This is a genomic window from Pseudarthrobacter sp. NPDC055928 (genome assembly GCF_042270935.1).
GTDB lineage: Bacteria > Actinomycetota > Actinomycetes > Actinomycetales > Micrococcaceae > Arthrobacter.
On sequence record NZ_JBHJZH010000006.1, the window covers coordinates 32,046 to 58,042 of the forward strand.

Consider the following 25,997-nt stretch of genomic DNA (forward strand, 5'->3'; position numbering starts at 1 on the left):
CGGGGTAGGAGCGCAGGACGGCCCCGCACACCTGGCCGTCGGGGAAGGCGGCGACACACCGTGGGGGATGCTGCCGGGCGGGACACTTACGTCAGACGGTATTCGAGGTGCTTACCATATTCTCGCGGCCGACCGATGCGATCCCGGATAGTGCGGTCAGATCGACTGACCGCCTTCACCGTCCGTCATCATGGCCGTGTGTGGGGTTCTGACCGATCATCCCCGGCCCAGTAGTTAGAGCTGAATCTGGATGTGGTTCTGGGGTGCCGCCCCAGCTCCACGGTAGGCGGTGACCTCGACCTCTACCTTGTACTGCGGGCCTCCGAGTGGGCTGCAGGTGACGGTCCTGGCGGGGTCAATGCCTTTGAAAGCCCGCCCGATCTCCGCCATAACGGCTTCTGCCTCGTCGGGATTCGGGATCGTGATGCGGGAAAAGACCACGTCTTCCATGGACGAGTCCGCCGCTTTGAGTGCTTTCTCAATGGTGCGCAGGGCCTGCTGGGTCTGTTCCACTGCAGTGTCCGCGAAGACCTGGGTCGCGTAGTCGACCCCGGCAGTGTTGGAGACCATGACCCAGTCGCCCACAGCGACGATCCGGGAGTAGCTCTCGGTCTCTTCGTAGGGGCTTCCTGACTTGATTTTGGTGATGTTGACCATTAATTTTCAGCTTTCTGTTGATTGTTGTACGTGTTTTGGGTTGCAAAAAGGAATCGTTCGGGCGAGACGAACTGGTGGCGCAGGGAGGGAGGTTCGCCGAGTGCGGATCCGGCGAGGAAGTCCCCGATGGCGGAGGCGTGCTTAAACGCGTGGCCGCTGCAGCCGCCGGCGATAATCACCTTGCTCCCGGGTTCCCGTGGTCCCAGTACGAATTGGAGGTCCGGGCTGAAGGTGATCATGCATGTGTACGATTCCGCCGGTTCGGGGTCGATGCCGTGGAAGTACTGCCGGACGACATCGCGTGCGCCCGCTACATCTCCGTCGGAGAGTTCGCGGTCGATGGTGTCCGGATCGGTCGGCCTGATGTTGAACTCGTTATCGGGTGCTCCCACCTTGATTGGAAGACCGTCGATACCACCGTGTCCCCAGATAGTCCGTTGGTCATCGATGTGGCGGATGAACACGGGCAGCCGGTCCACGTCGAGGGCAGCTTCGGTGGGACGGAACCACGTCATGATGGTGCGCATGGGCGTAAGGTGGGGCAGATCCAGCAACTTGGATATCCAGGGCCCGGCCGCCACAACGACCGAACGGGCGCGGATGACCCGGTCCTCGGTGCGGATTTCAACACCGTCGGTAGTCTCAGTGATGGCAGTGACCTTCGTGCGGTCCAACACTTGCGCTCCGCGCGCTTTGGCGGCGTTGATCGCCGCCGTGATACTGGCTTCCGGTCGCAGGACGCCAGCGTTCGGGTCCCATAGTCCCACGTACGAAGGGTCCGTGTTCGCGAACACCGGGAATCGCTGTGCCAGCTCCTCCCGGCTCAGCTCTTCAACGCTGGCGCCAGCGTTCGCCGCTGCCTGACGTGTTCCGACAATCAGCTCGCTGTCCTGGGGCCCGATCATTACGCCCCCCGTCAGCGTGAGCAGTTCGGTCCCGGATATCTCCTCAAGTTCGCGCCATAGGTCGAGGGCGTGGAAAGCCATCGATCCCAAATCGGGATGTTCGAAGCAGGCGAGCCGGAACAGTCGGGTGCTTCCATGGGACGATCCGAGGTCGTGGGCGATGCCGAATTGCTCGACGCCAATGACGTTGACTCCTCGGGAAGCGAGGCGCCACAGGGTCATCGATCCCAGGGCTCCGAGCCCCACGACCGCGACGTCCGCATCGTACGTTGTCAATTTTCCTCCGTTGAGGTGGTAGGGAAGGGGATCACTGACCGCCTCTGCCGGCGGTTCAGTAAGGTGTAGAGGCCCACGGTGAGGGCGATCATGACCAGGCCGAACCCAAGAACACCCACTGCGGCTGCGGCGACGTCGGGGCTGGTGCTGAAGCGGATGCCGCTCCACAGCTTTCTGGGCAGAGTAGTGACATCCAGGCCGCTAAGGAAGATCGATGCAACCGATTCATCAAAGGACATGAGAACACCCATGAGCATGGCTACGGCCAGTGCCGGCAGCATCAGCGGAACGACTATCGTCGCGATGGCACGGACTTTGGACGCGCCGAGGCTCAGCGCCGCGTCCTCGAGCTGCACTTCAGTGCTGGTGTATCCCGCGGCGATAACCAGATAGCAGATTGGCAGCGCTAGAACGGTTTGCGCCAGGACGAGACCGAGTTCGGTGTCCACCAGGCCGAGCCGGACAAAGGTGACGTAGGCGCCGAGAGCGAAGACCACGGTGGGAACCGTCATCGGCAGGAGCATCCCTTGGTCTGCGGCTCTCGCCATTAGCTTGGTCTTCGCAGTCGCCAGAACGGTCAACGTCGCGACGGCGACAGCAATCACGGCCGCTATGACTGCGATGCGCAGGCTCGTCAAGGCAGCGTTCACCCAGTCGGGAGCGAGCACGGCCTCGAACCACTGTGTTGAGAAGCCAGGGGTTGGGAAGACCAACACGGTTCCGGAGGTGAAAGCGATTGGAACGAGGATAACCATCGGCGCCAGGCTAAACATAACGATGGCGACGAAATAGACGCCATAGGACGCCTTCCAGACTCGGCGCTCAACGTTTGCGCTTGACTGTCCTCTTCGAACCACCGGAGACAAAGCGCCTTCCTGAGGCTTACCGTGCATCTGCGGCGTTCGCTTGTAGCGACGCCTGAGCAGCCACATGACCAGCCAGATCACACCCACGGCCGCGGCGGCAATGAAAGCCAGCACAAGACTGAGCGCAGCGGCGAACGAGCGGTTCGAACCCGTCTCAATAGTTGCCTGGATCAACTGGGCGAGCATCGTCTGGGACGTGCCACCGAGAATAGCGGGTGCGATGAAGCTTGCCATCGCGAACAGCGTCACGACGATGAGACCCGAGGTCACACCCGGTAGCGTCTGCGGCAACACCACCCGAAACATCGTGCGGAGCTTGGACGAGCCGAGCGCCTCGCTTACCCCCATCACTTCCGGGGGAATGCGGCGCATGACAGCGACGAGGGAGAACGTCATCAGAGGCAGGGAAACGTGGACCAGCGCGATCACGACTGCGAAGTCCGTGAAGAGGAATGAAGTTGGTTTATCTGTGATTCCCAGTGCACGAAGCAGGTTGCTGATCAGACCGTTGCTACCGAGCATGGCCATCCAGCTGAAGGTACGAACAAGGCTGCTGGTGAGGAACGGAACGATCACCGCGACTACGAGTAGCATCCTTTGCCATCCCGAACGGGTGGCAATCATCCACGCCGCCGGATATCCGACGAGGAGGGTAATCACGGCAACTGTGAGCGCAATGCGGACTGTCGTCCAGGTTACATTGGTGTACGCCGGCGATCCGAAGAACTGCTCAAACCCTGAGCCCGTGAAGGCCTCGGGAAGGATCCGCAGGATGGGCCAGACGTACAGCCCGGCAAGAAGAAGAAAAGCGGGTGCTAGGAGCGCGACGGTCCAGACCACCGCGCTCCGTCCCGCCGCTATTGAAGCAGCCATGAATCCCATCGCTTCTTGACGTCGCTGACGTTATCCACCCACCACGCCGCATCGAGCGTTACGCCCTTCTTGGCGTTCTCCGGGAATGTCGGCAGCTTCGCATTCAACTCTTCAGAGAGACTTGTGTATGCATTGGTGTTCGTTGGGCCGTAAGGGATCGCCTTCGCAAGCGCTGCCTGCGGTTCAGCCTGGACAGCGTAGGCAATGAAGTCCTGTGCCGCAGCGGCGTTCTTCGCTCCCTTGGCGACTGTCCAGTACTCCGTGTCGCGGACTGCGCCGTCCCACGAGTATCCCCAGTTGGCGCCAGCCTTAATAGCGTCTTCGGCCCGCCCTGCTGACTGGAATGATAGGGCGACATCGCCCTGCTGCATCAACGACTGCGAGTCGCTCGGACCCTTGAACCCGACAACCTGGTCCTTAATGCGGTCCAGTACCTTGAAAGCGCGGTCAACATCGAGGGGATACAGGTCCTCGGGTGACACACCGTCGCCCATAAGCGCGAACTCAAGTGTTCTCTCAGGCACGTCGGGGAGCGATCGGGGCAGCTTGATGCTCGGGTCGAAGAACTGCTTCGGGGTCATGGTGTCAATCCGGCTCTTGTCCCATACAAGGTTGGTACTGAACTGGATGTAGCCGACGCCGTATTCATTGACGACCTCGGGGGCAATCCCGTCCGTTTTGATACGATCGAAGTCAAGCGGCTCAAGCAAGCCATTCTTCACCGCGTTCGCAAACGGTGCGCCCTCCAAAGAGACCACATCCCACTTGATGTCCCCTGCATCAGCTTGTGCCTTGAGGGGATCGAAGCCCGTGCCTTCCGTGCCTTTGACGGTGACGCCCGATGTCTCGCTGAAGGGGTTGAACAGGGCAGTCTGCTGGGCTTGCTGGAACGATCCTCCGTAAGAGGAGACCACCACGTTTCCGCCTCCGGAGCTGTCGGCTCCACTATCAGAGCCGCACCCTGCCATTACGAAGGACAGTGACAAGACACCTGCGACCACTGCAATGTGGCGCTTAGGTGCTCGAAGTTTCGAAATCACGAGTCCGCACCTTCCTTTCTTTCGTTGCGTTAGTTTGAGTGAGCGCGCTGATGCGCGCCCTACGTCTAGCTGGTTTCAATCTCGTGAAAGACATGTGGCTGCCTGCGCGGGCCAGGAAATGGCCATACGGGCGCCTGGTTTTGCCAGCGGATGCTGATCGTCAGCCACACCACGAATCTTTTGGCCGTCGTCCAAGAGACACGTTGCTATGTAGCGTCCCTCGTTGAAGATGACGTCCACACATTCGCCTTCGAGCCCGGTCTCCTCGCCGTGGTTCTTGTCCTTGGCAGGTGAGATCGTGACGAGGTTCTGTTGGACCGCGACAAGGATTGGCCCTTCACCGCCTCCCCATCCTTTCGATGGGACGGCCGCTGAGCAGATACTCGTGCGCCCGGCCTGCCATTCGGCCTCGACAACTGTGGAGTCGCCTACGAACTCCGCGATGAACCGGTTCGCCGGACGGTAGTACAGCTCAGGCGGGGCACCGACCTGGATGAGTCGCCCATCTTTCATGACGGCGACACGGTCGGCCAGGGCCATGGCTTCTCCCTGGTCGTGGGTCACGTAGACGACTGTCACGCCGAGTTCGGCGTGCAATCGCTTCAGCTCGTGCTTCATTTCCTCACGCATCGAGCGGTCCAGCGCTCCTAGCGGTTCGTCCATCAGGAGAACCCTGGGGCCGAAAACGATGGCCCGGGCGAGAGCGACACGCTGCTTCTGTCCTCCGGAAAGCTCGGAAGGGTAGGAGTTGGCCTTCTCGGACAGGCGCACCAGGCGGAGTGCTTCCGTAACGCGGGCTGACTGTTCACTTCTCGGGACGCGGCGGGCGCGCAAAGGGTAGGCGACGTTTTCCCAGACAGTCATGTGCGGGAAAAGGGCATAGTCCTGGAATACGATGCCGATGTCCCTGCGATTGGGCGCGATGCTGGTCACCGAGTCCTGCCCGATGAGGATTTCACCGGTCGTAGGTGAGAGGAATCCTGCGATCAGCATGAGCAGTGTCGTTTTGCCGGACCCACTGGGACCCAACAGTGCGAAGAACTCCCCGTCCTGGATGTGCAGATCGAGCTTTTCGAGTGCGTGACCACCCCGTACGTACTGATGTGAGACGCCTTCAAAGGCGACGGTTGCAGGCCGACTGATAGTCATGGGCCGTGTCCGATCAATAGTTGTCATAGGTCATGACCGACCGTGGTGTCGGTGAGCACCTCGAACCCACCGTCGGTGACCAGAACAGTATCGCCAAACCGTGCAGAAGTGATGCCCTCGGCGTAGATGCCAGGTTCGACAGCGAAGATCATCCCCGGCTGGAGCACGGTGTTGTCCCCGTGCTTCAATTCCGGAAACTCCAGCTCTGAGCTGCCGAGTCCTCTACCCGTGCGGTGCCGAAGGGCGTCAACGAGGCCGTGCTTTTCGACAACGGCGAACGCTGCTGAGTGGACGTCGCCGGCGGTCTTGCCCGGCGCGATCGCGTCCAAAGCAGCCGCTTGGGCTTCCTCAGCTACGTTGATGATTCGGCGGACGTCCGCAGGAATTTCCTTATCGCCGGCAAGCAGCGGACGGTCGAATCCGACGCTGTGGCCGAAGAGGGGCATGCCGCACAGGCACAGCTGAACGATGTCGCCGTTCTCGATGACGCGGGTCGAGGCGAGTCCGTGCGCATGGGAAGACCGATCGCGGCCCGCTTGGATAAGCGGGGTAGCGAATCCGACCGGGGTGTATTCCCACTCGTCCTTCAGCCAATAGGCCGCGCGGTCCATCCCGGAGGTGCGGTGAATTCTAGAGACCTCCCATTCCGTCATGCCCGGCGTCAGCTCAGCCTTGATGGCGTTGTAGGAGTGCAACGCAATGTCCGCAGCGCGGCGGACGACGCTGATGACCCCTTCGTCCTTGATCAAGCGCGCGCCGACCAGCAGATCGGAGACGTCCTTGACTCGTTCAACTCCAAAGCCCCCGCGCAGCGTGTCGATTGATGCTGCGCTCGACTGGTAGAAGTCGGCTCCGATGACGGCGGTCTTGTCCGGGGAGAGCCGTTCCAGGACCCGGTTAAGAGCCTCCAGGTGTGTACGGGACGGGAACGCCGGATCATTCCACTCGATCCATTCCTCGGTGACGGGAATCCACGACTGGAAACGGATCTCCGCGGTTTCGAGGCGAGGTGAAACGAATTCGGGTTCCCCATTGGCTGGGAGGACCAGCCAGAGCGGCCGGATCCCTGCCAGCCCGTCGACGCCGCCGAGGTAACGTCGCGTGTCCTGGCCGGAGGCGACAAGAATGTCGATGCCATTGGCCCGGAGGGAGGCCTGAATCTCGCTCGCACGACGGCGGTACTGCGCCTCGCTGGGGAATGACTTAGCTACCACTTGAATACTCCTTTTGTTACACCCTGTTTTACGTGTGCTACATACAATGCAACCATATGGCGTGCGTCACGTCAATCAAAAGTTGTACTGGGTGTAACCTTTGATACGTGGATGAGACGCTTGGTAATGGCCATGTGGAGTTGGATGCGGGAGACATCAGGATCGGCGCTCGGTTGCGTGCCGCCCGCAAGGGCAGCGCCCTGTCCCTGGAGCAGCTGGCGCAGGCGACGAATCTGAGCAGGGCATTCCTCAGTCGTGTTGAGAACGACACGGCGCTGCCGCGGCTGCCTACGCTGATCGCCATTTGCAAGGCACTCGCACTCCCTGTCGGATCGCTCTTCACAGCAGCAGAAGAGAGCCTTGTCCGCGCTGGTGAGGGACTCCCGATCGTCCCGATCGCCGGCGGAGAGGTCGTCGAGTGGCTCCTCACGCCCAGCTCAGAGGCCAATGTTCAGCTTCTTCAGGCCAGCTACCCTCCCGGAGCCGGCTCTGGCGGGGAACTGCATGAACTCGATGCCGAAGTCGAGGTCGTCCACATCCAGCACGGTCGGCTCATCATCAGCTTCGCGACAGGCGACGTGGAGTTGAAGGAAGGTGACACTCTCACGTTCCGGGCCAAGGAACCGCACGGTTGGCGCAACCCAGACCCACGCACGACGACAGACGTTCTCTGGGTGATCGCTCCCGCTCCGTGGGGACTTCGCCGTCGAGCGGCTGAAGCAGAGGCAACACAAACCATCCAATTGGCCTAATTGGCCCGCCAGCAACCAGCCGCCCAAGACGTCGACCGAGTGGCCGCTCGCGGGAGATGCGATGCCAACACCTAGAACAGTCATCCGTCCTTGCGATTAGTACCTGACGGGCGAAGCCGAGTGAGAGACCAGGCCGCTGCTTCGCACCGGCTGCCCTAAGCGCTCTTGGAGGTCCGGGCCCGCGGAATCACTCGGAAAAAGCTCACTCACGGACGACGCTAAAGTCCAAGCTTCGGCATGGGCTGTCGCATCCCCAGTCACGCCCCAATAGATTGAGTGCGACTGATACCCATGCCGCGCATTCGACAGTCGGCAGGCGCTCCGCCGGGCGACGGCCATTCTATTTTTCACGTTGATTCTCCTGATTACTTTTCCCGCTCGATCCATTCCCCGGTAATGTGAATCCACGACTAAAGCCGGATCTCCGCGGTTTCGAGGCGAGGGAAAACGAATGCGGGTTCCCCGTTGACGCGCAGAGAGGCTGAATCTCGCTCGCACGACGCCGGTACTACGCATCGCTGTGGGATGACTTACCTGCCAATTGAATACTCCACTTGTTACACACAGTTTAACGTGTGATACATACAATGTAACCACACCCGGCGCGTCAGATCAATCAAAAGTTGTACTGGGTGTAACCTTTGGGACATGGATGAAACGATGGGCTATGGCCATCTGGAACCGGATGAGGTGGAGAACCTCAAGATAGGCGCTCGGTTGCGCGCCGCCCGCAAGGGCAGCGGCCTGACCCTGGAGCAGCTGGCGCAGGCGACGAATCTGAGCAGGGCATTCCTCAGTCGTGTTGAGAACGACACGGCGCTGCCGCGGCTGCCTACGCTGATCGCCATTTGCAAGGCACTCGCACTCCCTGTCGGATCGCTCTTCACAGCAGCAGAAGAGAGCCTTGTCCGCGCTGATGATGTACTCCCCCTTGTTCCGGTCGCCGGCGGAGAGGTCGTCGAATGGCTGCTCACGCCGAGCTCAGAGGCCATTGTTCAGCTCATCCGGGCCAGCTACCCTCCAGGCGGCGGTTCAGGCGGGGAACTGCATGAGATCGATGCCGAAGTCGAGGTCGCCCACGTTCAGCGCGGACGACTCGTCGTCAGCTTCGCCACAGGAGAGGTGGAGTTGAAGGAAGGTGACACTCTCACGTTCCGGGCCAGGGAACCGCACGGTTGGCGCAACCCAGACCCACGCACGACGACAGACGTTCTCTGGGTGATCGCTCCCGCTCCGTGGGGACTTCGCCGTCGAGCGGCCGAAGCAGAGGCAACACAAAGTGAACTGGCCGCGATCCAGGGGGCCCACTAGGCCCGAAAGGAAAATCAACTACTGGGCAACACCACTGCCTTGATGCAACTGCGGGAACCCAGGGTCTCGAGCGCGAGCCCGTACTCCCCCAGTCCAAACCGATGGGTGACCAGCCGGCTGATATCCTCCGGTAAATTCTCCAGATACGAAACAGCGCGGCCAATGTTGAGCGCTTGCGCGTAGGAACCCATAATCGTCAGTTCACGCTTGAAAACCTCGTACGGACTTACCACGAGCCGGTCAGCCGCCCCCGCCACTCCATAGACAAGAATCATGCCGCCAAGCGAAGCCAGCTCCACGGCTGACTCCAGCATCGACACCACGCCGGTGGCGTCAATGACCACGTCGAAGCCCCTTGGTGAGATGCGTCCGAGTGCTTCCTGGATAGCTCTAGGCTTTCGGTCTACCGCCACGATGCGATCTGCTCCCAGTCCTTTCGCTATTCCGAGCTTGAACGGGCTTGAGCCGGCAACCGTTACCTCGGAAGCGCCGTTCCGGCGTGCCATGACGGCCAGCAGCTGCCCTGCGGTCCCAGTACCGAGAACAAGCACGCGGGCCCCCGCCGGGATCGCTAACCTATCCATTGCGTGAATGACGCAAGCGAGCGGTTCGGCCAGAACCGCTCGATCCAGGTCAAGATCGCCTATGAAGTAGCACTTGGTGGCGGACACGACGAGTCGCTCAGCTGCCCCGCCAGGCAGTGATACGCCCAGGGCGCGTATGTCGGTGCAATGCAGGAAGCGTCCGGCTTTGCATGCAGCGCAGGTGCCGCAGTACACGCCATCTTCCACCACAACGCGATCTCCCACCGAGAAGCCGGATCCTTCCGTCACCTCGATGACCTCCCCCACAATTTCATGGCCAGGTGTTCGGGGATACCGTGCACCGAAATGCCCTTGAAGCAGATGGAGATCAGTCCCGCAGACCCCGACGCGTAACACTGCCAGCCTTACTTCGCCCGGCTCGAGACCACGGTCAGGGAGTTCAGTCAGGGAGTACGTTAGGGGCTTTGTGTAGAGCACAGCGCGCATGGGGGCCTTTCGTTGTGACCGGCTGGGGAGCGAGTGATGGCGACGGCGATCGGTCAAGCTTCATTCGTTGCAACAGGCGCTTCTGACCCGACCAAGCGCTTCCCATCCGCTCACTTGTATGCAACTCTTGTTAACCTGAGTGTGACAGTAGTGAGTTTGGCTCCCGTAGTCAATCAACGGATGCACTCAGTTCTTGCGTAAATGCCAGCTCTCATCACGGATCTGTTGAAGCCGAACGGAGCCGAGGAAGACGCGTCGTAGTGAACAACAAAAGGAAGAAGGAACAGTGCCAGTTCTTGATGGCAAGGTAGTAATAATCACTGGTGCCAGTTCGGGCATCGGGCGTAGCACCGCACGACTGCTGGCCGAAAACGGCTCACAAACCGTCCTGGTCGCCCGATCGGCCGAACGTCTGGAAAAAGTCCGGGCAGAACTCGGCCAAGACGCCCTCGTTATTCCGGTGGATGTCTCCGAGACGGACGCCGGCGAACGGATCGTCGCCGCCACTCTAGAGCGGTACGGACGGATCGACACGGTCATCGCGAACGCGGGAGTCTTCCTTGAGGGAGAAGTCGCCGTCACCGATGTTGACGAAATTCGACGAACCATCGACGTCAACGTGTTCGCACCATTGGGCCTCGTCCGCGCAGCCCTGCCTCACATGCTCGAACGAGGCAGCGGAGACATCATCATCACGAGTTCGATCTCTGGACACCACGCAATACATTCCGAGCCCGTCTATTCAGCCTCAAAGCATGCCGTTCGCGCCTTTGCGCACGCTCTGCGCCAGCAGATCAAGGGCAGCGGCGTCCGTGTCGGTGAGGTAGCACCGGGAATGGTACTCACCGAGCTCTGGGGCTTTGAGGAGGGCGATCCACGCGCAAAGGAACGACTCGAAGCTTCCAGGGGAATCCTCCCCGAGGACGTAGCGGAATCTGTACTGTTCATGATCACCCGTCCGAAGCACGTAACAATCCGCGACCTCGTCATCCTTCCCTCGGCGCAGGACATCTGACAGACGACACACCACCCCCAATTGGTCTAAGAAGCCTGATTGCAGGCATTTGCCAGCAGAGGTCTAACCCCCACGGGGCCCGGTTCCAACCAAGCGGAACCGGGCCCCAACGGGCTAAAGACACGCAATCGATGTGGATGCAGAGCTCTTACGTCACCACTTAACGGAGCTGGCAGCTTCAAACCGGGAAGACCAGAGAGAAAGCAGATGGCAGATCAGCCGTGAAGGAGCGCCTCCCACGCAGGTTCGTCCTTGGCGAGGTCGTACCCGAGGCCCCACAGCACACACCGGTGAACATTGCCCCGAGATCGCTGCATTGAAGCCTTTCACTTGGGACTCTGCCCACCTGTCTAGAGGTCCCGCACGTTCGCTCACCCATCAAAGAAAGCTCAGCTCGATGAACACCACCGTCTCTACTCTTGCTATTGATGCAGGTCAGTCATCAATTCGCGCCAGGTTTCATCACTTGGCCCGCCCAGCATTCCAGCTGGACTTTCCGCCGCTCCTAACCGATCAACCGCTGATGCCGCAATTGGAAAGCGTCATTAGAGAGATCCTCCTTAAGCGACCTGCCGAGAACGTCCGTGTGGCCGCAGCCTTGTCGGGTCTAACGCCCTTCAATGCCGATCCTGACGGTGTCCTGCACGCTTCGCGCGACCTTGGGGTCACCGCCGTGTATCTGGTGCACGACTCAATTTCGGGTTACCTGGGATGCCTCGGCCACCGGCGAGGTTCGGCGGTGGCGGCCGGAACCGGCGTCGTAACCCTGGCTACAGGAACAAGCAGCTACTCACGCGTGGACGGCTGGGGCAACATCATGGGCGACGCAGGCAGCGGCTACTGGATCGGACGAGCCGGCCTCGAGGCCGCCATGCGGGCACATGACCGCAGGGGAATGCACACCGCCATTCTTGACCTTCTTCACGAAGGTTTCCCCAACCTGGAAACCGCGTACATGGATATCCAATCGCACCCCGAACGCATAGCGCTTGTTGCCTCCTATGCCCGGAAAATCATTGAATTATCGGAACACGACAGAGTCTCCGCCCGCATCATTGAACGCGCCACAGATGAACTCGCTTTGTCCGTCGGGGCCAGTCTTCGAAACACCCGGTGGGACGCAGGCAGCTGTCCCTCAATCAGCTGGGTCGGAAGCATCCTATCCAACCCCTTGATGTCCCGACCGCTGCGCCGAAAGCTCGAACTGGCGTGGCCCAACGCCGAAATCCTCCCCCCTCAAGGCGGACCGCTGGACGGAGCGGCCATAATCCCCGACCTTCCTCTGGATCACCCACTGCATCCGCTGCTTCACGTCGCCACTAAACCTACTTAGACCATGCACACCTCTGAGACTCAATGCCTTGAACCTAGGACCACTATCGGGACCGCTGAAGAAACGTAGCTCCCCTACTGGCCATTCGATGGCCCTCCCATGCCTCATCCCCGAATCAGTCGACCGCCTCGGGCGATCGGTTCCCGGGCGGATTTGAAAGATCAATATTGTGAACATTCAGGGTCTCTTGGACGACCTCGTCTCCGAGAACAAGGCGGCCCCACCGGAGGGTGCCGTCGCAGACTACATCCCGGGGCTGGAAACCGTAGACCCGGACCAGTTTGGCATCGCCGTGGTCATGAATTCAGGTGAGACTTACAACGCCGGCCACTCCTCGACCAGTTTCTCGATCCAAAGCATCTCCAAGGTATTCACACTGGCGCTGACCATGGCCCTGGACGGCGACGAACTATGGACCCGGGTCTCCAGGGAACCCTCCGGAACTCCGTTCAATTCGCTTGTCCAGCTCGAGCAGGAACACGGCATCCCCCGAAACCCTTTCATCAACTCAGGCGCCCTGGTAGTGACCGACCGCCTATTGACCATCACCGGAGATAGCCAGGAGTGCCTTCAAACGTTCCTCCGTCGGCAGAGCTCCAACCCTTTGATCCAGGTAGACGAGGTGATCGCCGCGTCAGAACGGGCCACCGGCCACCGCAACGCATCACTGGCGTACTTCCTGACCAGTTACAAGAACATGGTCAACGCAGTTCCGCGAGTATTGGACGCCTATTTCCGGCAGTGCGCCGTTGCCATGAGCTGTGAGGACCTGGCAAGGGCAGGCAGTTTTCTTTCGCGTGGCGGGCAGGGAACGGACGGATCGGTACTCACTGCCGATCAGGTCCGCCGCCTCAATGCCGTGATGCTGACCTGTGGAACGTATGACGCCGCAGGTGACTTCGCATACCGTGTCGGGCTCCCCTGCAAAAGCGGCGTCGGGGGTGGAATACTCGCCGTTGTACCCGGGACATGCACGATAGCGGTGTGGGGGCCACGGCTGGGAAAATCCGGGAACTCATCAGCCGGGGTAACGGCCTTGGCCAAACTGACTGCGCGTACCGGGTGGTCGATCTTTTGAACCCGGACACCACGCCCTGGAGTCCCGACACAATCTTCCACGACCCACTGGCACAGGAAACAGGCCAGGCACCGCAAGACCATCATCAACGAGAGCCAACCACCCAACAAGAACCCAACTACACACCCCAAAAACCCATCAAACGTCAAAACCGCAACCGACGTCACACGGCACGCCTGAATGCCATAGAAGCAGTCAGCCGCGACCTTGCCATCCTCGAAGCCCAACGGGCACGCAACAGACCCTGATCGGCCAGAACCGGGGCCTAGCGCACGCCCCCAACTGCGACGGATGCGGACTTTCCGTAATCTGGGTGTCCCAGAATCTATTCCAAGATCAAAGGCTCGCTACGCGGCGGCAGTTGCGACGTCTGGGACGTCATTCCGGCTAAGGGCCCGAGTCAGTGATGAAACGCTGACGCTGAGTATCTGGGCCGTCTCTTTCAAAGTTTTTCCCTGGCTGCGCAACTGCCGTGCGGCCTCCGTCTTGGACGGAGTCATCGTTCTAGGACGACCTCCGAGCCGCCCGCGAGCTTTCGCCGCCGCTAAGCCGGCCTTCGTCCGTTCAGACAACCGAGACCGTTCGTACTCCGCAAGGGAAGCGAACATGTCAAAGATCAGCTTGCCGTGTGCGCTCGTGGTATCCAGCCACGGTTCAGCGAGAGAACGGAACCCTATCCCCCGCTGTCCCAGCACCGTCACAATCTCGGCAAGGTCTGCAGTACTGCGGCCCAGCCTGGTCAGATCAGCAACTGTCAGAACATTGCCTGGCTGCAGGTAGTCCAAGCATTCCTTCCAACGCGCCCTCGCCTGGGTGGCACCAGAGGCGTACTCCTGAAACACGCGCACGGCACCTGCAGCGACGAGTGCATCCACCTGGGAATCCAAAGACTGCCCCCGGGTACTTACCCGCGCGTAACCAATTACGTTGCCAGACACGTCAAAAAGCCTCCACCTTAGGTTTTGACCAGCTCTCATTTCGGAAACCAGTTTTGACCAACGATATGAGCGCTTTTCAACATTTTTCGGAGGCGTGCCGGAGACGGGTCAGAAACGGTCGTTCGTGACCATATGAACGTCCCGGCCATCCGACTGCTTGAACGTCCGGACTTTCGGTAACTGAGTAAGCTTCCGGGTCGACGGACGACATCGTCATCGAACACAGGCCACGGCCCGCACTTTCCGAGAAATGGATCAAGGAGAAGAATGGAGCAACGACCATGAGCGAGAGCCTGGATTATCTGACCAGCCGCGAGGTCGAGGCGATAAATCTGGAGGAAATATGAGCGACTTGAGGCACCTGCCGGTTGGCACCCGTGTCCGGGTGGGCTTCGCGCTGATCTACGAAAAGGTGCCTGGCGGCATGTGGCGCAGCCGCAGGCGCAAGGCCTTGCATAACTGGATCACTGACGAGCAGTTGGTTGAAGTGCTCGTCGGGAAGGGCAAGGGGGCCGGGAAGACCTGACCCCCTACGAGCGACTCCGACATGGCCGAAACACAGGTGCAAAGCCAAGCCTTATGGTCCTTAAATTTGCCCCTCCCGCTGAAAGGGTCGTTCTTGGCCATGGCCAGGACGCGTTCGGCGGGCTAGGAGCAACGAGTTTCATAGACCCGGATGCCGTGGCGCAGTAGCCTTTCGTTCATGGCTGGCCAAATGAACAAACGCACTGCGGGAGCCTTACTGATTGCCGCGGGCACAGTCTGGATCATCAAAGCCATGGTCATTATTACGACGGGTCAGCAGCCGGACCTGCTCTTTCAAGCGGGCTTGATAATCTGCGCGCTAGCTCTATGCTTGCTTCTTTCCGGGATCCCAAGATCCCGGAAGCCTGTTGTAATAGTGGGGGCAATTGCTGCCGGCGCTAGCTTCGCCGCCACCGTTGCCGCGGGGGTGATGGAAATTGTCCCTGGCGCCCCGATTTCACGTGGTGATGAATTCGTCTTCCCGTACTCGGCTCTGGTGCTGCTTGGCGGAGTCGGAGTATTCATCGGAATGCTTGCCCTTGGATTGGCCTACTGCAACCCAGGCAGGCCATTTAGAAGGACCATGATCCCGTTGTTCGCGGCCCTAGTGCCTGTACCGGCGGCTGTAACCGGGTTCATCCACGCAGAGCTTCCGATTCTTCTGATCGGACTTTCTTGGGCCACTGCCGGAGCGGCAGTTGCCGTTCGAGGAACCGAGAGCCTAGCCAGCACGGAGAGCGGTTTAGGCTGATCCGCTGGAAGACAAAGAATCACAACTGAACACGCTCATGCCCGGCTGACGCGACGGCAGGACCCGCGGCCGCCCGCCCCGATCCCCCAACATCCGCCGCTGCTGAACGACGGCAAGTCCCTGAGCTGCACCCTCGCGTCCGGTCAGCGAACCTCAAGAGCCGGTCACTGACAACTGGACCCCGCGTAAGTAGCGTGGGGCCATGGGGACTCATCTACGACGACCCCAAGCTGCCGGCGCTGACCCTCACGCGCATCGCCGCCGAGGAATCCGAAGGCCCCACAGAACTGACAGGACGCATGCACGCCTTCCCAGACGACCTGGTCCAGCGTAACGGAGCCTGACTGCTTGGCGTTGTTGGCTGGCGGCGCTGAAAGAGGCCGGTACCGCACTAGTACCACACCCACACTAGACCAGTACTAAATCGGGTCCCTTGTCTCGACGCCGGTTCACATCAGGACCCGGCACCACATTGAAAGCGAGCAACTTCCATGGGGCCCACCAAACCAAACACCACTTCGGTGCGCCACCGTTACTGACACCACACTGATACCGAACAATGCCAGTGCAACACCAACACCACATCGGTACCACACTAATACCAGTGGAATGTCAGTGCTGCATCAGCACCGCACTAGTACGACACCAGCACCACACTAATATCGGTACCACACCAGTACTGACACCACACTGATACCGAACAATGCCAGTGCGACACCACATCAGTACCGCACTGGTACTACTACCACTTGGTCCCCAAAGCCCCCGGTAGGGAGTGGCAGCAAGAACCACCCCGGGGCGCAGAGAGTCGGCAACGGGGGAGTGGACTCTCCTAATCAGACGAACCAGACCCGTATTTCTCTTCGAGAATCGGCCAGACCAACCGTTCGAGGACCTTCTGCTGGCTGATTTCCTCGATGAGGGCAGCGTTCCTCAGTAGATCCAGTTGTGAAGCGCTGGCCCGGAAGTTGATTCCGCCAACTTTGGGTTCGCGGTTGCGGACCTTCCACTCGGCCATGGCCGGAGCTAGGGCAGCCTTGACCTTCGCTGCAGAATTGCGCGCAGGTTCCTTCTGGGCAGCTTTGACTACCGGTGAAGCTGTGGGCGCCGGCTCAGGCGAAAGCTCAGTCTCCATAGCAGCAGGGGACTCGATCGCATCAGAAAGGTCGTTCAGCGGCGGAACCGCCGTGAGGGGCTTCTCAGCCATGGCCGCGAAGGCTTCGATGGCTTTCTCCGTCTGAACGTCCGTCCGGCTTCGTTTCGTTACTGCCATGCCAGGACCTCCGCCGTGAGCAGCTGGATTTCTGCCTTCGCTTTAGAGTCTTTCATTTCGACCACACCTAGGCCCTCGGACAGGCTGGACTGGTAGGCCTTACGTTCGTGAAGTCGCGTCGTGGCGACCCGAAGCTCAGGATAATCGGAGAGGTATGAATGGGCATCGTTCACCGAATCGGAGAAGACGTTCGTTGGTACCCGGTTCAGCACGGCCAATGCCTTCAGTTCCGGGTTGAAGTCCTTCGCCTGGTTGATGGTTACAACCAGCCCCTGAGTGGCATCCAAGTCCGGCTGAGTCGGCTGAATGGGCACCAGGATCATGTCGGCCGCGGTCATAGCGGTGCGCATTTCGGAACTGTCCTTACCGGGCGCATCCACGATGACAACGTCGTACTTCTTGTCCAAGTCCATGACGACCGCGCGCAGGTTGCCTGTCTGCTGGACAGTCGTGATGGGGGAGTGGCCCCCATCCACGCGGTCTTTGGCCCAATTGCTTGAAGTGAAAACAGTCGGGTCGGCCTCGACAATAATGACGTCTTTCCCGAGCGCGGTGAACTCAACTGCAATATTCGTGGCGACGGTGGATTTCCCCACACCGCCTTTCTGATGGGCTACGAGAATGATCATGGCAGGTACCGTCCTAGTATGGTGTCGGTGTGGTACCACTCTGGAGCCGTAAGGCCGCCAAACTGGTATGGACATGTAAGCAGTTGCCGTTGCCCGAACCGGGGGAGTGGCCCTTGCCGAGAGACGAAAAGTGCCATTACCGCGGGGAAACACCGGCAGTGAAGGTACCCAGAAATGAGACCGTCCCTGATAGGCCGGTCCCCGCAATCCAGCGGGCGCCTCCGCTGCTTTAGCTTCGAAGGTCGTGCGATTACGCGAGCCTTCTACTTTCACCATGATTCCGGAAAGGAGCACGGGAAACACGAAGGCGCGCCGGTCACTTGTACAACGTCTGGGCGCCACACCGCAGCGAGGGAGTGAAAATATGGATTATCCGGGCCGTGAAAACGCCATATCGGAGAGCGACCAGTCATCAGGTGGGCCCTCGAACATTTCCCAGGGATAGTCTTCACCGGGGGAGAGTAGCTCCGCGACGGTATTGACGTTCTTGGACAACCACTCCTTCCAGAGTATCCGCTCGATTCGATACCTTTCCAGCTGGGCAGCCACGACTTCGAGCACACCGAAGTGCTCCGCTAGTTCTCTCAACGAAGTACTGTGCACAACGGACCACGCGCGGTCCTTTCTCCTTGTGATCAGCTTCCAGGCGGCCAAAACCTCCAGAGCCTCTGTTACCGCAGTGCGGGAAAGCTTTGTGGCATAGACCAACTCCATTGTCGGCAGGGGAGTGGCCGCCTGTTCCAAGGCCTCGTAAACGAAGGCCGCCGGCAAGCCCAATTCCCTGAATACCGGCCGTAGGGCATGAATCTTCCCTTTCCGCCAAGACAAATCTTCCGCTGCTGCCTTCACATCTTCGGGAATGGTCAGCATGTACAGATCCCCCTTGGTTCCACGACCCTGCTCCACCAGGGTCACCAGCGGGTCATTCTCAGATCTAAGGGCTCTAAGGTGTGACCCGACCGTTGTGTGATCAAGGCCGGTGGCCACAGCCAGGGACCGATCTCCAAACTCAACGAACCGAGACGCTGTCATATGGGCCGCCTCCCCCAGGGCCCTTAGAACCATTCGCCTGGCCAATCCTGTGCGGGACTCTTTGTAGCTGTGCTCTTTCAAGCGAAGGGCGTTGCGCCAAGTTCGGATATAGCGGTGCTCGGTTTCAGGGTTCGAGGAGATCAGATTCCCCTTAGCCCCCAGGGGCTGTGTATTTGGCTGGCTTGTGGGGGATATACGTACGCTGTTATTTCCTTCCTTAGATCCTTGGTTTTTGCGCAAATACGCGATGGCACTGTCCCAGTCGCGTTTTAGAGACGGAAGCCGGTGCCTGGCTGCGTACCTGGCGTAGAACGAGGCCAGCCCTGGCCATACGCCCTGCAGGATTCGCCGTTCGACGTCGGCCAATTTCATGCCGGCGGCTGCCGCCCCGGTGATGATCGCTTGCCGCGCGTCAGAATCTGTGGCGTAGCGGCTGGCGTCGTAGAGACCCGTCAGGGCCATCTGCTGCATCGCACGGGACATGCGGCGTGAAAGGTGGGGTGACGGGGGTGCCTCTGCGGTATCCGGGGCGAAGGACTCTTCGAGGCGGACGGCCCGGACTGCGGCAATCTCACGAGCCAGGTCGGCATTCATGGCGGCCCAGATCGTCGGACTATTTGGCCGGCGGGCTACGTCGTATGCCGTGGACAGGCTCATGGCGAGCTCCTGGTGGCCGCCTCGTTTGTGCGGGGAACCGGGGGTGCGCATGCAGCCGTGAAGAAGGTTCTGGTGCGGGGTTTTGTCCAAGCTGCGGTGTCGGTTGCCCAGGGCTTCGACCAGATCACGCGCTTCGGAGAAGGTGACGCGCTGTTCGAGAGGGACGTAAACGTGACGGCCACCGTTGGGGGAATAGTCCTCAATCCAGCGGGCCCCGCAGGAGTGCAACCAGGTCTGGAGCGCCCGGACATCTGCCTCAACCCAGTCGACACCGGCGACTGAAGAGTCGAAGTCAAGGAAGATCGCGGTGCATGTGCCATCTTTGCCGAAGATTCGAACGGCAGCAGGAAGCGTCGGAAGAGCCTCCGTCAGAGACCGCTCGTGCTTGAGCGGGTAAGTCTTACCGGCGTCGCGGGAGAGCCGGACACGGGGCTGTCCAGCAAGGAGTGGGGTCAGTGCAGCCCACACTTGTGCGGGTTCGTTTTCCGGTTGCGACACGCCAGAACTCAACGATTCTGGCAGCGCATAGGCGCGCTGATGTACGATGGCTTTGTTCCTGTCAGAGGGAATGACAAAGGGCCAGTCCTGGCAGACTGGTTTCATAGCAATAAGAAGGAAGGCCTGTGAGGGTCAACCGTTCGACTTACGATCTGAGCGCCGGGAAGCAATCCAGAATGTAAGTCTCAATCTTCGTTGAAGGCCCGCCTAGTGCGGGCCTTCTTCTATTTATGAGGCCATACGGATAGGTAATTCCTCCTGGTGATGGAAGTGGTCCCGCATCGCTAAGTCTTCTTGGAGTGACCTCGCCAGAGCGGACGAGACGTAGTCGGAAACGCTCATGCCCTTTGCAGCGGCAACTTGCGCCACGTCTTCCGCCGTCTTTTCCTGCACGCGGAAGCCAATGTATTTGCGAAGTCCCTTGCTGGGTCGCCCGCGTCCACGATTGATTACTGCACTCATTGTTTCGTCCTTTGAATCTCGTCCAGCCGATCTGGGAAGCTGGCCTGGTTCATCGTTAGTGCTTCCACCGGTAAGCCCGTAATTTTGTTTACTGGATTTCCGGTTGATTCGAAGTTAGCACCAGAGCCGGAGGCATCCGGGTATTTGTTTACAGCTAACACTGGCGTGTCGCATTCGCCAGACTTACCGGGACATGCCGATCGACGCAGTACCCACTGCATCAAGGTCCTCCTCACTTGGCTTTGCCGAATCTAGCCAGCACTGGCGGGGACCAAGTTCAGTCGGCGGGCTGTCACCCCGACCTTGACCCCTGGACACGGTAACGACTTGGCATGGTCAGCGGGCAGGGCCCATGATTTCGGCGAACACTAGTCCAGAGGCACCAGACCCTGCCCGAGATATTGGGAGGCTTTTCAGCTAACGCTAACGCGCGCGTGCATTTGGTTGGCCAGCGCGTTCTTTGTCGTTCGTTGAGCGTGCCTGGAACATTGCGGAACTTGTCACATTCCCATGACGTGATAGCCACCATCGACGTGGATAATCTCGCCGGTTGTTGCGGGAAACCAGTCAGACAGCAGCGCAACCACAGCCTTGGCCACAGGCTTCAGATCAGTTCTATCCCAGCCCAGGGGTGCGCGGTTCTCCCAAACTCCTTCTGTACTCTCTATGCCGTCGATGGCTGCCACCGTGAAGTTGTCCAAGGGGCCGCACGCCACGAGGTTGGTTCGGATCTGCCGTGAGCCGAGGTGGTAGGCGAGATACCTGTTGGTGGATTCGTAGGTAGCCTTGGCAACGCCCGCCCAGCCGTAAATGGGCCATACCGGCGTGCCATCTAGGGTGACGCCCACAATGCTTGCCCCATCGCTAAGGACGGGGAGACAAGCCTTAGTGACCGCTTGGAGGGACACACCGGATACTTGAAGACTTGTCGCTAGGTCGTCCCATTCTGCGGTCATGAACCCAGAGCCAACAGCCTCGGGCTTACTGGCCGATATGCAGTGAATGACGCCGTCCAGTTTGTCTGCATGTTCCAGAATCTTGCTTTGGAGCGAGTCAAGATCGTCTTGGCTCGTAGCGTCCAGTTCGAGGACGGGACCGGGCGAGGGGAGCCGCTGAACGATTTTTTCAGTGATTTTCAAGCGGCGTCCGAATCCTGTGAAGATCAGGGATGCGCCCTCGCGTTGAGCAAGTTCCGCAACGGCGTATGCGATGCTGCGCTCCGTGAAGATGCCGGTAACGAGGATCGTCTTTCCATCCAGGATTCGCATTTATTCTCCTTTGCCGGCTGGTACGAGGCTCATCATGAGGTAGCGGCTATGGCCCGCTGTGGAACCGATCGGCGCTACCGCAACGGCAAACTCCTGCCATAGTTCGGCCGTGGTTCGGAGCCTCACACTTGTGGAGGATTCCGGTCCGACACGTCCGGCAGCAGCCTCTGCGAGATGATGCTCGATGCCGAACTTGTCGTCAGGGTGCGCAAGTGCCGCCAGGTTCCCCTCAAAATCCGGCTGAAGTCCAAAGTCAGCCCATCTGTTGGATGTTCGGAACGTCGCTTCCTGTTGCATGTCGATGGCAGCAAAGGCCCGATCGGCCGCCAGCGCGAACAGGGCTTCAGTTACCAGACCAGCCGAGACGGGAGAGAGCCCCGGTGTGATTACTTTCGTGGGCGAGTCCACTTCACGGCTGAAACCGCGCAGCATGATCGCCTCGGGATAATCGGGATCGTCGTAGGCTCTGGCCGACATGGCAATCTGCTTCTTACCCGGGTTAGGGCTTCCGTAGCCGTAGACGATCTCGTAGGAGAGCAGGTGCCTGCTGCGGTTGTTGACGGAGATGCCGCTGTCAATGACCAACTTGATCGTGTCCCTGTCCTTTGTGGAGATGAGTTTGGCCAACCATTCACCAGCTGGGCCGCGCTTGCTTTCGACAGTGGCAGGGTCTATCCCGTAGATATCAAAAAGGTTGGCGTCCCAAAGCGAGGAATCTTCGCCCACGTTTTTTCCGGTCTGCTTGTGGACCCGCCACTGCCATGTCCCCAGGAGAGGCGCCTGGGGGACGGGATGGCCGGGGTGGTCGAAGATTCCGTAGGCACCCACAATTTGCTTACCGTCCGGGGATACGACGGGTTTGGCGACCACAGAAAATTCAGAAGCACCATAGCGGACGATGCCATCGAATGCCTGCCCGGACGAGAGTGCCGTCCGCAGTTTGTCGAGCAGAACGGTTCTGGTCCGTTCGTCCAGCCAATTCCTGGGGCTGATGCCCGGATGATTGTCGGCGCCGACAGCCAGGAGAGACACTCCGTCCTGTGTTGTATCCAGGACGACCCAGCGCCCCTTTGCATCGATCTCTTGCTTAGACACTGAAGGCCTTTCGTTCGTGCTGGCATGGGGTTTCTTTTGCTGACGGCGTTAACGGCTCACCAAAGAGCGAGCTGAGAGGAACGCCCAAGTGGATCCGCCCGTCAATGGATCTCAAAATTCCAGCCGCTTCGAGCTTGGAAATTTCATGAGTAACGACGGAGAGACAGATTTCTAGCCCCTCAGCGATTTCCTCTGGACGCTGCGGAACTCGAAGGAGGTTCAACGCGCGGAGAATCCGGAGAGCAGGAGTAGAAGCGGCGGCGCAGACGGCACTAAGTGCATCAGGGTGCATGACTTTAAGCCCTAACAAATCGAGGGTTGGAAGCCAGCACACCACTGTCCAGCAGCACACTTGAGGTATGGGAAATAAAGGCCCAAGATCTCTTCGGGCCACTTTGGACCCTACCTGTAGAGTGCAAAGGTGGGCAAGTTTATCGTTGAGTCGCCAGTCGCATTTGTAGTCGGAGCATCCCGGGGGATTGGCAAGGCAACTGCCAGTCGATTTCTGGAAGAAGGCTACGTTGTAGCCGGCACACACCGGGGAAGCGGTGTCGGAGACGGTGTCCACGGAATCGAATGCGACGTTACCGATGCCGCATCTATGAAGGCAGCGTTCAAGGAAATAGCGGCCACCTTCGGCAGACTCGACACAGTCGTCTATAACGCCGGGGTGGCTCGTCAAGATCTTCTCATCCGAATGAGGAATGAAGACCTGCGGTCAGTTATGGAAACGAATCTGTTCGGCGCCTTCACCAGTGTCCAAGAATCCTTGAAATACATGGGCCGAGCTCGAAGTGGATCCATAGTGCTTATCTCCTCTGAGTCATCTCGGACCGGAATCCCTGGCTCCGCCCACTACACAGCGTCTAAGGCTGCCCTCGACGGCCTGGTGCGTTCTGCGATGTGGGAGGCTGGCCCTCGTGGCATCCGAATCAATGTGGTTGCCCCTGGCCCCACCCAGACCGACATGCTGGCCAAGATCGAAGACGCTGATTTAGAGCGGCTGATAGACAGTTCGCCGCTACGGCGGATAGCCGAGCCTGACGAGATTGCAGACGCGATCTTCAAGATCAGCACTCTGACGTACCTGACGGGCGCTCTCATCCCGGTCACAGGCGGCGAAGGCTTGGGCTACTAGCCTTCCAGAGGACGTTGCCCAGGCGCCGACTTCAAAAGGTCAATCCCAAGGAAGTCGTAGAGCGCCTTTGCCATCAGGTTGTACTTGTCCTTGTTGACTTGCCACCGGGTTGACCTGCCTACGCGCTCACCGCGCGGCGGATCCCCGATCAGGATGCCGAGGTCTTCAAGCTGATCGAGGTTTCTGCCCACAAGGCTGGTGTCCAGGGACAACTCCTTGATAAGGGTCGCCCGCAAAGTCGGCCCCTGGGTGTAGAGATATCCAACGATGGCCAATCGCGCCGGCGTGCTGATAACCCTCTGAGCCAGAAGGAGATCCTCTGACCAGTTCTCCTCTGGAAGGGCATATTTAGGCACGTTCCCCATTTTGCCCCCAAACAGCGTCATTTTCATATTTGGTCCGCATTCATCAGCTCTGACATTCCTCTTATAAGCGTGTTTAATAAGCTCGTTAGTTCATTTAATGCACTCATCGTGTTACATTTTAGGCAATGATGAAGGCATTAAGCGAGTTCTCCCGCCCTGCTGAGCGTGGTTATCGCCGAGGGCGGGCTGACTCCTGGGACAGGAAACCTCTGAGGAGTGAGAACTTGTGACCGTCCGTCGTGTGCTGGCTGGGACATCGGTCTCGGTGCTTCTGACCTTTGGTCTTGTCACTGTCGTCCTTGACGACAGTGACACGGCCCATGCAGCTTCGGCGTGTAGCGCTCCTGCCGGTGTCGGCGCTGGACCCGCCCTTGTCGGGGGAGTGTCCGGCTTTGATGCTGAACAGTTGAAGAACGCACAGGCGATCATGAACGCGGCCAAGGACTTCGGTTTGCCTGTCGCTGCCCAACTGATTGGGATTCAGGCTGCGGTTAGTGAGTCCAATTTGCGTGCCATCGACTACGGTGACGGCGCTGGACCTGATTCACGCGGCCTGTTCCAGCAGCGTGCCAACGGTGCCTGGGGCTCCTACGAGGACCGGATGGACGCCACCATCTCGGCGACCAACTTCTTCAAGGCGCTCCAGCGCGTGGAGGGCTGGGAAGCCCTGGAACCAACTATTGCGATCCATCGCGTGCAGCGGAATGCTGATCCGAACCATTACACCCGGTTCCGCGCCCAAGCCACGGAGGTCTTCAAAGCCTTGGGTGGGGAGGCTGGCACAGCTATTGATCCTTCGGGCATTTGCCCGGCAGGGGGCAATGAAATTATCGGGGACCTCGCTGGCGAATGGGTAAAACCGATGACCGATGCCATCAATACCAGCGGTTACGGGCCCCGCCCGGCGCCGTCGGGCACGGCCGGGGGAGTGCTGGCTAACTTCCACTACGGCATCGACTTTGCACACCCCGGAGGCCCCGGGACGATCGTGGCTATCACGGACATGAAAATCATCAAGGTCCGCAACCTGGATGGTCTCTTCGGCACCGGCGTTACCGGCCAGACAACCGATGGGAAGCTCACCATCGGCATGTACCACATGGAGGCCGGCTCGGTCCGGGTCAAGGAGGGCGACACTGTCGCCGCCGGAACTCCGCTCGGAACCGAGGGCGCGACAGGCAACGTCACGGGCAGGCACCTGCATATGGAGTTCTTCGCCGGGACGCTACCCAATCCCATGGTTCCGGTCAATCCCACCATCGACCCGACACCGATCCTGAAAGAGAAAGGCATTCTCTGATGCGCAGGAAACCCGCCATCACGGCAGCGCTGGCAGCAGCACTCTGCCTGAGTGCCTGCGCTACAGGCCCCGGCAACGAACCGGCAGACCAGTCCACACCCACCGCCAGCATCGCGCAGGACAGCCCCGGCAGCGACGAGGGCCACGACCACGGCGTGGAAGAACACTACGGTGTCCCGGACGTGACCTGGGATCCCGCAGCCGAGACTGCAGTCAAAGACACAGCCAGCACGGTGATGGGCCTGTTCGCCCGCCCCGACGTCCCCGAAGCGGCCTGGTACTCCCAGCTCGCCCCCTACCTGGCACCGGAGTACGCAGAAGATGCGAAGTACATCGACCCGGCCCGGGTGCCGATCCTGAGCGTCACTGACGGCCCGGCAATCACCAGGGAGGCCGGTAACCCGATGACCGCCACCGCGACGTTCTCAACCGATGCAGGTAATTGGCAAATCCTCCTGCACCGTGCCGGGCAGCAGCAGCCCTGGCTGGTGACAGCTATTACCCCTCACGACCCGGCCTGAGGCCGCACCTCCCAAACACGATCGATCCCGAAACGAGCGAGAGGA

At 59.8% G+C, this 25,997-nt stretch carries 26 protein-coding genes and 1 pseudogene; 11 read left to right on the forward strand and 16 right to left on the reverse strand.

Going from position 1 to position 25,997, the window contains the following annotated elements; genetic code table 11:
• Positions 1-234: 234 nt before the first annotated feature.
• The 6 genes from ACFC25_RS09680 to ACFC25_RS09705 form a co-directional block, all read right to left on the reverse strand.
• Positions 235-657, reverse strand: a complete 423-nt coding sequence (locus ACFC25_RS09680; RefSeq protein WP_376044938.1) for a RidA family protein — start codon at positions 655-657, stop codon at positions 235-237.
• Positions 657-1,838 (reverse strand): N-methyl-L-tryptophan oxidase, encoded by a 1,182-nt coding sequence (gene solA, locus ACFC25_RS09685; protein ID WP_376044939.1) that lies wholly within the window; start codon positions 1,836-1,838, stop codon positions 657-659. Before solA ends, ACFC25_RS09680 begins: the two co-directional genes overlap by 1 nt.
• Positions 1,835-3,544, reverse strand: coding sequence for an ABC transporter permease subunit (locus ACFC25_RS09690; protein ID WP_376044940.1), 1,710 nt, complete (start codon positions 3,542-3,544; stop codon positions 1,835-1,837). The genes solA and ACFC25_RS09690 overlap by 4 nt, the downstream gene beginning before the upstream one ends.
• Positions 3,545-3,561: 17 nt before the next feature.
• Positions 3,562-4,494, reverse strand: coding sequence for an ABC transporter substrate-binding protein (locus ACFC25_RS09695; RefSeq protein ID WP_376044941.1), 933 nt, complete (start codon positions 4,492-4,494; stop codon positions 3,562-3,564).
• Positions 4,495-4,692: 198 nt separating this feature from the next.
• Positions 4,693-5,766, reverse strand: coding sequence for an ABC transporter ATP-binding protein (locus ACFC25_RS09700; RefSeq protein ID WP_376044942.1), 1,074 nt, complete (start codon positions 5,764-5,766; stop codon positions 4,693-4,695).
• Positions 5,767-5,789: 23 nt separating this feature from the next.
• Positions 5,790-6,980: a M24 family metallopeptidase gene (locus ACFC25_RS09705; RefSeq protein WP_376044943.1), complete on the reverse strand. Its 1,191-nt coding sequence runs from the start codon at positions 6,978-6,980 to the stop codon at positions 5,790-5,792.
• A gap of 107 nt (positions 6,981-7,087) precedes the next feature.
• Here ACFC25_RS09705 and ACFC25_RS09710 point away from each other — a divergent pair, with 107 nt between their 5' ends.
• Positions 7,088-7,732 carry a helix-turn-helix domain-containing protein gene (locus ACFC25_RS09710; RefSeq protein WP_376044944.1) on the forward strand — a complete coding sequence of 215 codons (645 nt, stop codon included), beginning with the start codon at positions 7,088-7,090 and terminating at the stop codon, positions 7,730-7,732.
• Between the two features lie 648 nt (positions 7,733-8,380).
• Positions 8,381-9,043: a helix-turn-helix domain-containing protein gene (locus ACFC25_RS09715; RefSeq protein WP_376044945.1), complete on the forward strand. Its 663-nt coding sequence runs from the start codon at positions 8,381-8,383 to the stop codon at positions 9,041-9,043.
• A gap of 14 nt (positions 9,044-9,057) precedes the next feature.
• Here ACFC25_RS09715 and ACFC25_RS09720 read toward each other — a convergent pair whose 3' ends face one another.
• On the reverse strand, positions 9,058-9,627 hold the full coding sequence (locus tag ACFC25_RS09720; RefSeq protein ID WP_376045116.1) for a zinc-binding dehydrogenase: 570 nt from the start codon (positions 9,625-9,627) through the stop codon (positions 9,058-9,060).
• A gap of 126 nt (positions 9,628-9,753) precedes the next feature.
• A pseudogene (locus tag ACFC25_RS09725) lies at positions 9,754-10,074 on the reverse strand (alcohol dehydrogenase catalytic domain-containing protein); the annotation flags it as partial.
• A 286-nt stretch (positions 10,075-10,360) separates the two neighbouring features.
• Between ACFC25_RS09725 and ACFC25_RS09730 the strand changes: the two are divergent.
• The 3 genes from ACFC25_RS09730 (at position 10,361) to ACFC25_RS09740 (ending at position 13,500) form a co-directional block, all read left to right on the forward strand.
• Entirely contained in the window at positions 10,361-11,089 is a 729-nt protein-coding gene (locus ACFC25_RS09730) for an SDR family oxidoreductase (protein WP_376044946.1), read from the forward strand.
• A gap of 397 nt (positions 11,090-11,486) precedes the next feature.
• Positions 11,487-12,422: an N-acetylglucosamine kinase gene (locus ACFC25_RS09735; protein WP_376044947.1), complete on the forward strand. Its 936-nt coding sequence runs from the start codon at positions 11,487-11,489 to the stop codon at positions 12,420-12,422.
• 169 nt (positions 12,423-12,591) lie between these two features.
• Positions 12,592-13,500 (forward strand): glutaminase, encoded by a 909-nt coding sequence (locus ACFC25_RS09740; protein ID WP_376044948.1) that lies wholly within the window; start codon positions 12,592-12,594, stop codon positions 13,498-13,500.
• Positions 13,501-13,847: 347 nt separating this feature from the next.
• On the opposite strand, the gene ACFC25_RS09745 is transcribed toward ACFC25_RS09740, so the two are convergent.
• On the reverse strand, positions 13,848-14,477 hold the full coding sequence (locus ACFC25_RS09745) for a recombinase family protein (RefSeq protein WP_376044949.1): 630 nt from the start codon (positions 14,475-14,477) through the stop codon (positions 13,848-13,850).
• Positions 14,478-14,781: 304 nt separating this feature from the next.
• Here ACFC25_RS09745 and ACFC25_RS09750 point away from each other — a divergent pair, with 304 nt between their 5' ends.
• The 3 genes from ACFC25_RS09750 (at position 14,782) to ACFC25_RS09760 (ending at position 16,058) form a co-directional block, all read left to right on the forward strand.
• Positions 14,782-14,964, forward strand: coding sequence for a hypothetical protein (locus ACFC25_RS09750; RefSeq protein WP_376044950.1), 183 nt, complete (start codon positions 14,782-14,784; stop codon positions 14,962-14,964).
• Between the two features lie 189 nt (positions 14,965-15,153).
• Positions 15,154-15,714 carry a hypothetical protein gene (locus ACFC25_RS09755; protein ID WP_376044951.1) on the forward strand — a complete coding sequence of 187 codons (561 nt, stop codon included), beginning with the start codon at positions 15,154-15,156 and terminating at the stop codon, positions 15,712-15,714.
• A gap of 194 nt (positions 15,715-15,908) precedes the next feature.
• A complete protein-coding gene (locus ACFC25_RS09760; RefSeq protein ID WP_376044952.1) occupies positions 15,909-16,058 on the forward strand; it encodes a hypothetical protein in 150 nt (49 codons plus the stop codon).
• Between the two features lie 488 nt (positions 16,059-16,546).
• Here ACFC25_RS09760 and ACFC25_RS09765 read toward each other — a convergent pair whose 3' ends face one another.
• The 6 genes from ACFC25_RS09765 to ACFC25_RS09790 all read right to left on the reverse strand — a co-directional run bounded on the left by ACFC25_RS09765 (position 16,547) and on the right by ACFC25_RS09790 (position 22,628).
• Positions 16,547-16,987: a hypothetical protein gene (locus tag ACFC25_RS09765; RefSeq protein ID WP_376044953.1), complete on the reverse strand. Its 441-nt coding sequence runs from the start codon at positions 16,985-16,987 to the stop codon at positions 16,547-16,549.
• Positions 16,978-17,616 (reverse strand): AAA family ATPase, encoded by a 639-nt coding sequence (locus ACFC25_RS09770; protein ID WP_376044954.1) that lies wholly within the window; start codon positions 17,614-17,616, stop codon positions 16,978-16,980. The genes ACFC25_RS09765 and ACFC25_RS09770 overlap by 10 nt, the downstream gene beginning before the upstream one ends.
• A 369-nt stretch (positions 17,617-17,985) precedes the next feature.
• Positions 17,986-19,908, reverse strand: coding sequence for a MarR family transcriptional regulator (locus ACFC25_RS09775; RefSeq protein WP_376044955.1), 1,923 nt, complete (start codon positions 19,906-19,908; stop codon positions 17,986-17,988).
• 123 nt (positions 19,909-20,031) lie between these two features.
• The gene (locus ACFC25_RS09780) at positions 20,032-20,265 is read right to left on the reverse strand and encodes a hypothetical protein (protein WP_376044956.1); all 234 of its coding nucleotides are present in this window, start codon (positions 20,263-20,265) and stop codon (positions 20,032-20,034) included.
• Between the two features lie 500 nt (positions 20,266-20,765).
• Positions 20,766-21,533, reverse strand: a complete 768-nt coding sequence (gene fabI / locus ACFC25_RS09785) for an enoyl-ACP reductase FabI (RefSeq protein WP_376044957.1) — start codon at positions 21,531-21,533, stop codon at positions 20,766-20,768.
• The gene (locus tag ACFC25_RS09790; protein WP_376044958.1) at positions 21,534-22,628 is read right to left on the reverse strand and encodes a hypothetical protein; all 1,095 of its coding nucleotides are present in this window, start codon (positions 22,626-22,628) and stop codon (positions 21,534-21,536) included.
• Between the two features lie 421 nt (positions 22,629-23,049).
• On the opposite strand from ACFC25_RS09790, the gene ACFC25_RS09795 reads away from it, so the two are divergent.
• The gene (locus ACFC25_RS09795) at positions 23,050-23,766 is read left to right on the forward strand and encodes an SDR family NAD(P)-dependent oxidoreductase (RefSeq protein WP_376044959.1); all 717 of its coding nucleotides are present in this window, start codon (positions 23,050-23,052) and stop codon (positions 23,764-23,766) included.
• Here ACFC25_RS09795 and ACFC25_RS09800 read toward each other — a convergent pair.
• Positions 23,763-24,158: an ArsR family transcriptional regulator gene (locus tag ACFC25_RS09800; RefSeq protein WP_376044960.1), complete on the reverse strand. Its 396-nt coding sequence runs from the start codon at positions 24,156-24,158 to the stop codon at positions 23,763-23,765. The genes ACFC25_RS09795 and ACFC25_RS09800 overlap by 4 nt on opposite strands.
• A gap of 199 nt (positions 24,159-24,357) precedes the next feature.
• Between ACFC25_RS09800 and ACFC25_RS09805 the strand changes: the two genes are divergently transcribed.
• Entirely contained in the window at positions 24,358-25,431 is a 1,074-nt protein-coding gene (locus tag ACFC25_RS09805; RefSeq protein WP_376044961.1) for a M23 family metallopeptidase, read from the forward strand.
• On the forward strand, positions 25,431-25,952 hold the full coding sequence (locus tag ACFC25_RS09810) for a hypothetical protein (RefSeq protein ID WP_376044962.1): 522 nt from the start codon (positions 25,431-25,433) through the stop codon (positions 25,950-25,952). Before ACFC25_RS09805 ends, ACFC25_RS09810 begins: the two co-directional genes overlap by 1 nt.
• Positions 25,953-25,997 lie beyond the last annotated feature (45 nt).

Bases quoted from the DNA above. Each gene is read 5' to 3' on its own strand.
- ACFC25_RS09720 (WP_376045116.1), bottom strand. From the start codon at position 9,627: ATGGATAGGTTAGCGATCCCGGCGGGGGCCCGCGTGCTTGTTCTCGGT.
- ACFC25_RS09735 (WP_376044947.1), top strand. From the start codon at position 11,487: ATGAACACCACCGTCTCTACTCTTGCTATTGATGCAGGTCAGTCATCA.
- ACFC25_RS09780 (WP_376044956.1), bottom strand. From the start codon at position 20,265: ATGAGTGCAGTAATCAATCGTGGACGCGGGCGACCCAGCAAGGGACTT.
- fabI (WP_376044957.1), bottom strand. From the start codon at position 21,533: ATGCGAATCCTGGATGGAAAGACGATCCTCGTTACCGGCATCTTCACG.
- ACFC25_RS09745 (WP_376044949.1), bottom strand. From the start codon at position 14,477: ATGAGAGCTGGTCAAAACCTAAGGTGGAGGCTTTTTGACGTGTCTGGC.
- ACFC25_RS09775 (WP_376044955.1), bottom strand. From the start codon at position 19,908: ATGAAACCAGTCTGCCAGGACTGGCCCTTTGTCATTCCCTCTGACAGG.
- ACFC25_RS09765 (WP_376044953.1), bottom strand. From the start codon at position 16,987: ATGGCAGTAACGAAACGAAGCCGGACGGACGTTCAGACGGAGAAAGCC.
- ACFC25_RS09770 (WP_376044954.1), bottom strand. From the start codon at position 17,616: ATGATCATTCTCGTAGCCCATCAGAAAGGCGGTGTGGGGAAATCCACC.
- ACFC25_RS09810 (WP_376044962.1), top strand. From the start codon at position 25,431: ATGCGCAGGAAACCCGCCATCACGGCAGCGCTGGCAGCAGCACTCTGC.
- ACFC25_RS09715 (WP_376044945.1), top strand. From the start codon at position 8,381: ATGGATGAAACGATGGGCTATGGCCATCTGGAACCGGATGAGGTGGAG.
- ACFC25_RS09750 (WP_376044950.1), top strand. From the start codon at position 14,782: ATGAGCGACTTGAGGCACCTGCCGGTTGGCACCCGTGTCCGGGTGGGC.
- ACFC25_RS09800 (WP_376044960.1), bottom strand. From the start codon at position 24,158: ATGAAAATGACGCTGTTTGGGGGCAAAATGGGGAACGTGCCTAAATAT.
- ACFC25_RS09755 (WP_376044951.1), top strand. From the start codon at position 15,154: ATGAACAAACGCACTGCGGGAGCCTTACTGATTGCCGCGGGCACAGTC.
- ACFC25_RS09680 (WP_376044938.1), bottom strand. From the start codon at position 657: ATGGTCAACATCACCAAAATCAAGTCAGGAAGCCCCTACGAAGAGACC.
- ACFC25_RS09700 (WP_376044942.1), bottom strand. From the start codon at position 5,766: ATGACTATCAGTCGGCCTGCAACCGTCGCCTTTGAAGGCGTCTCACAT.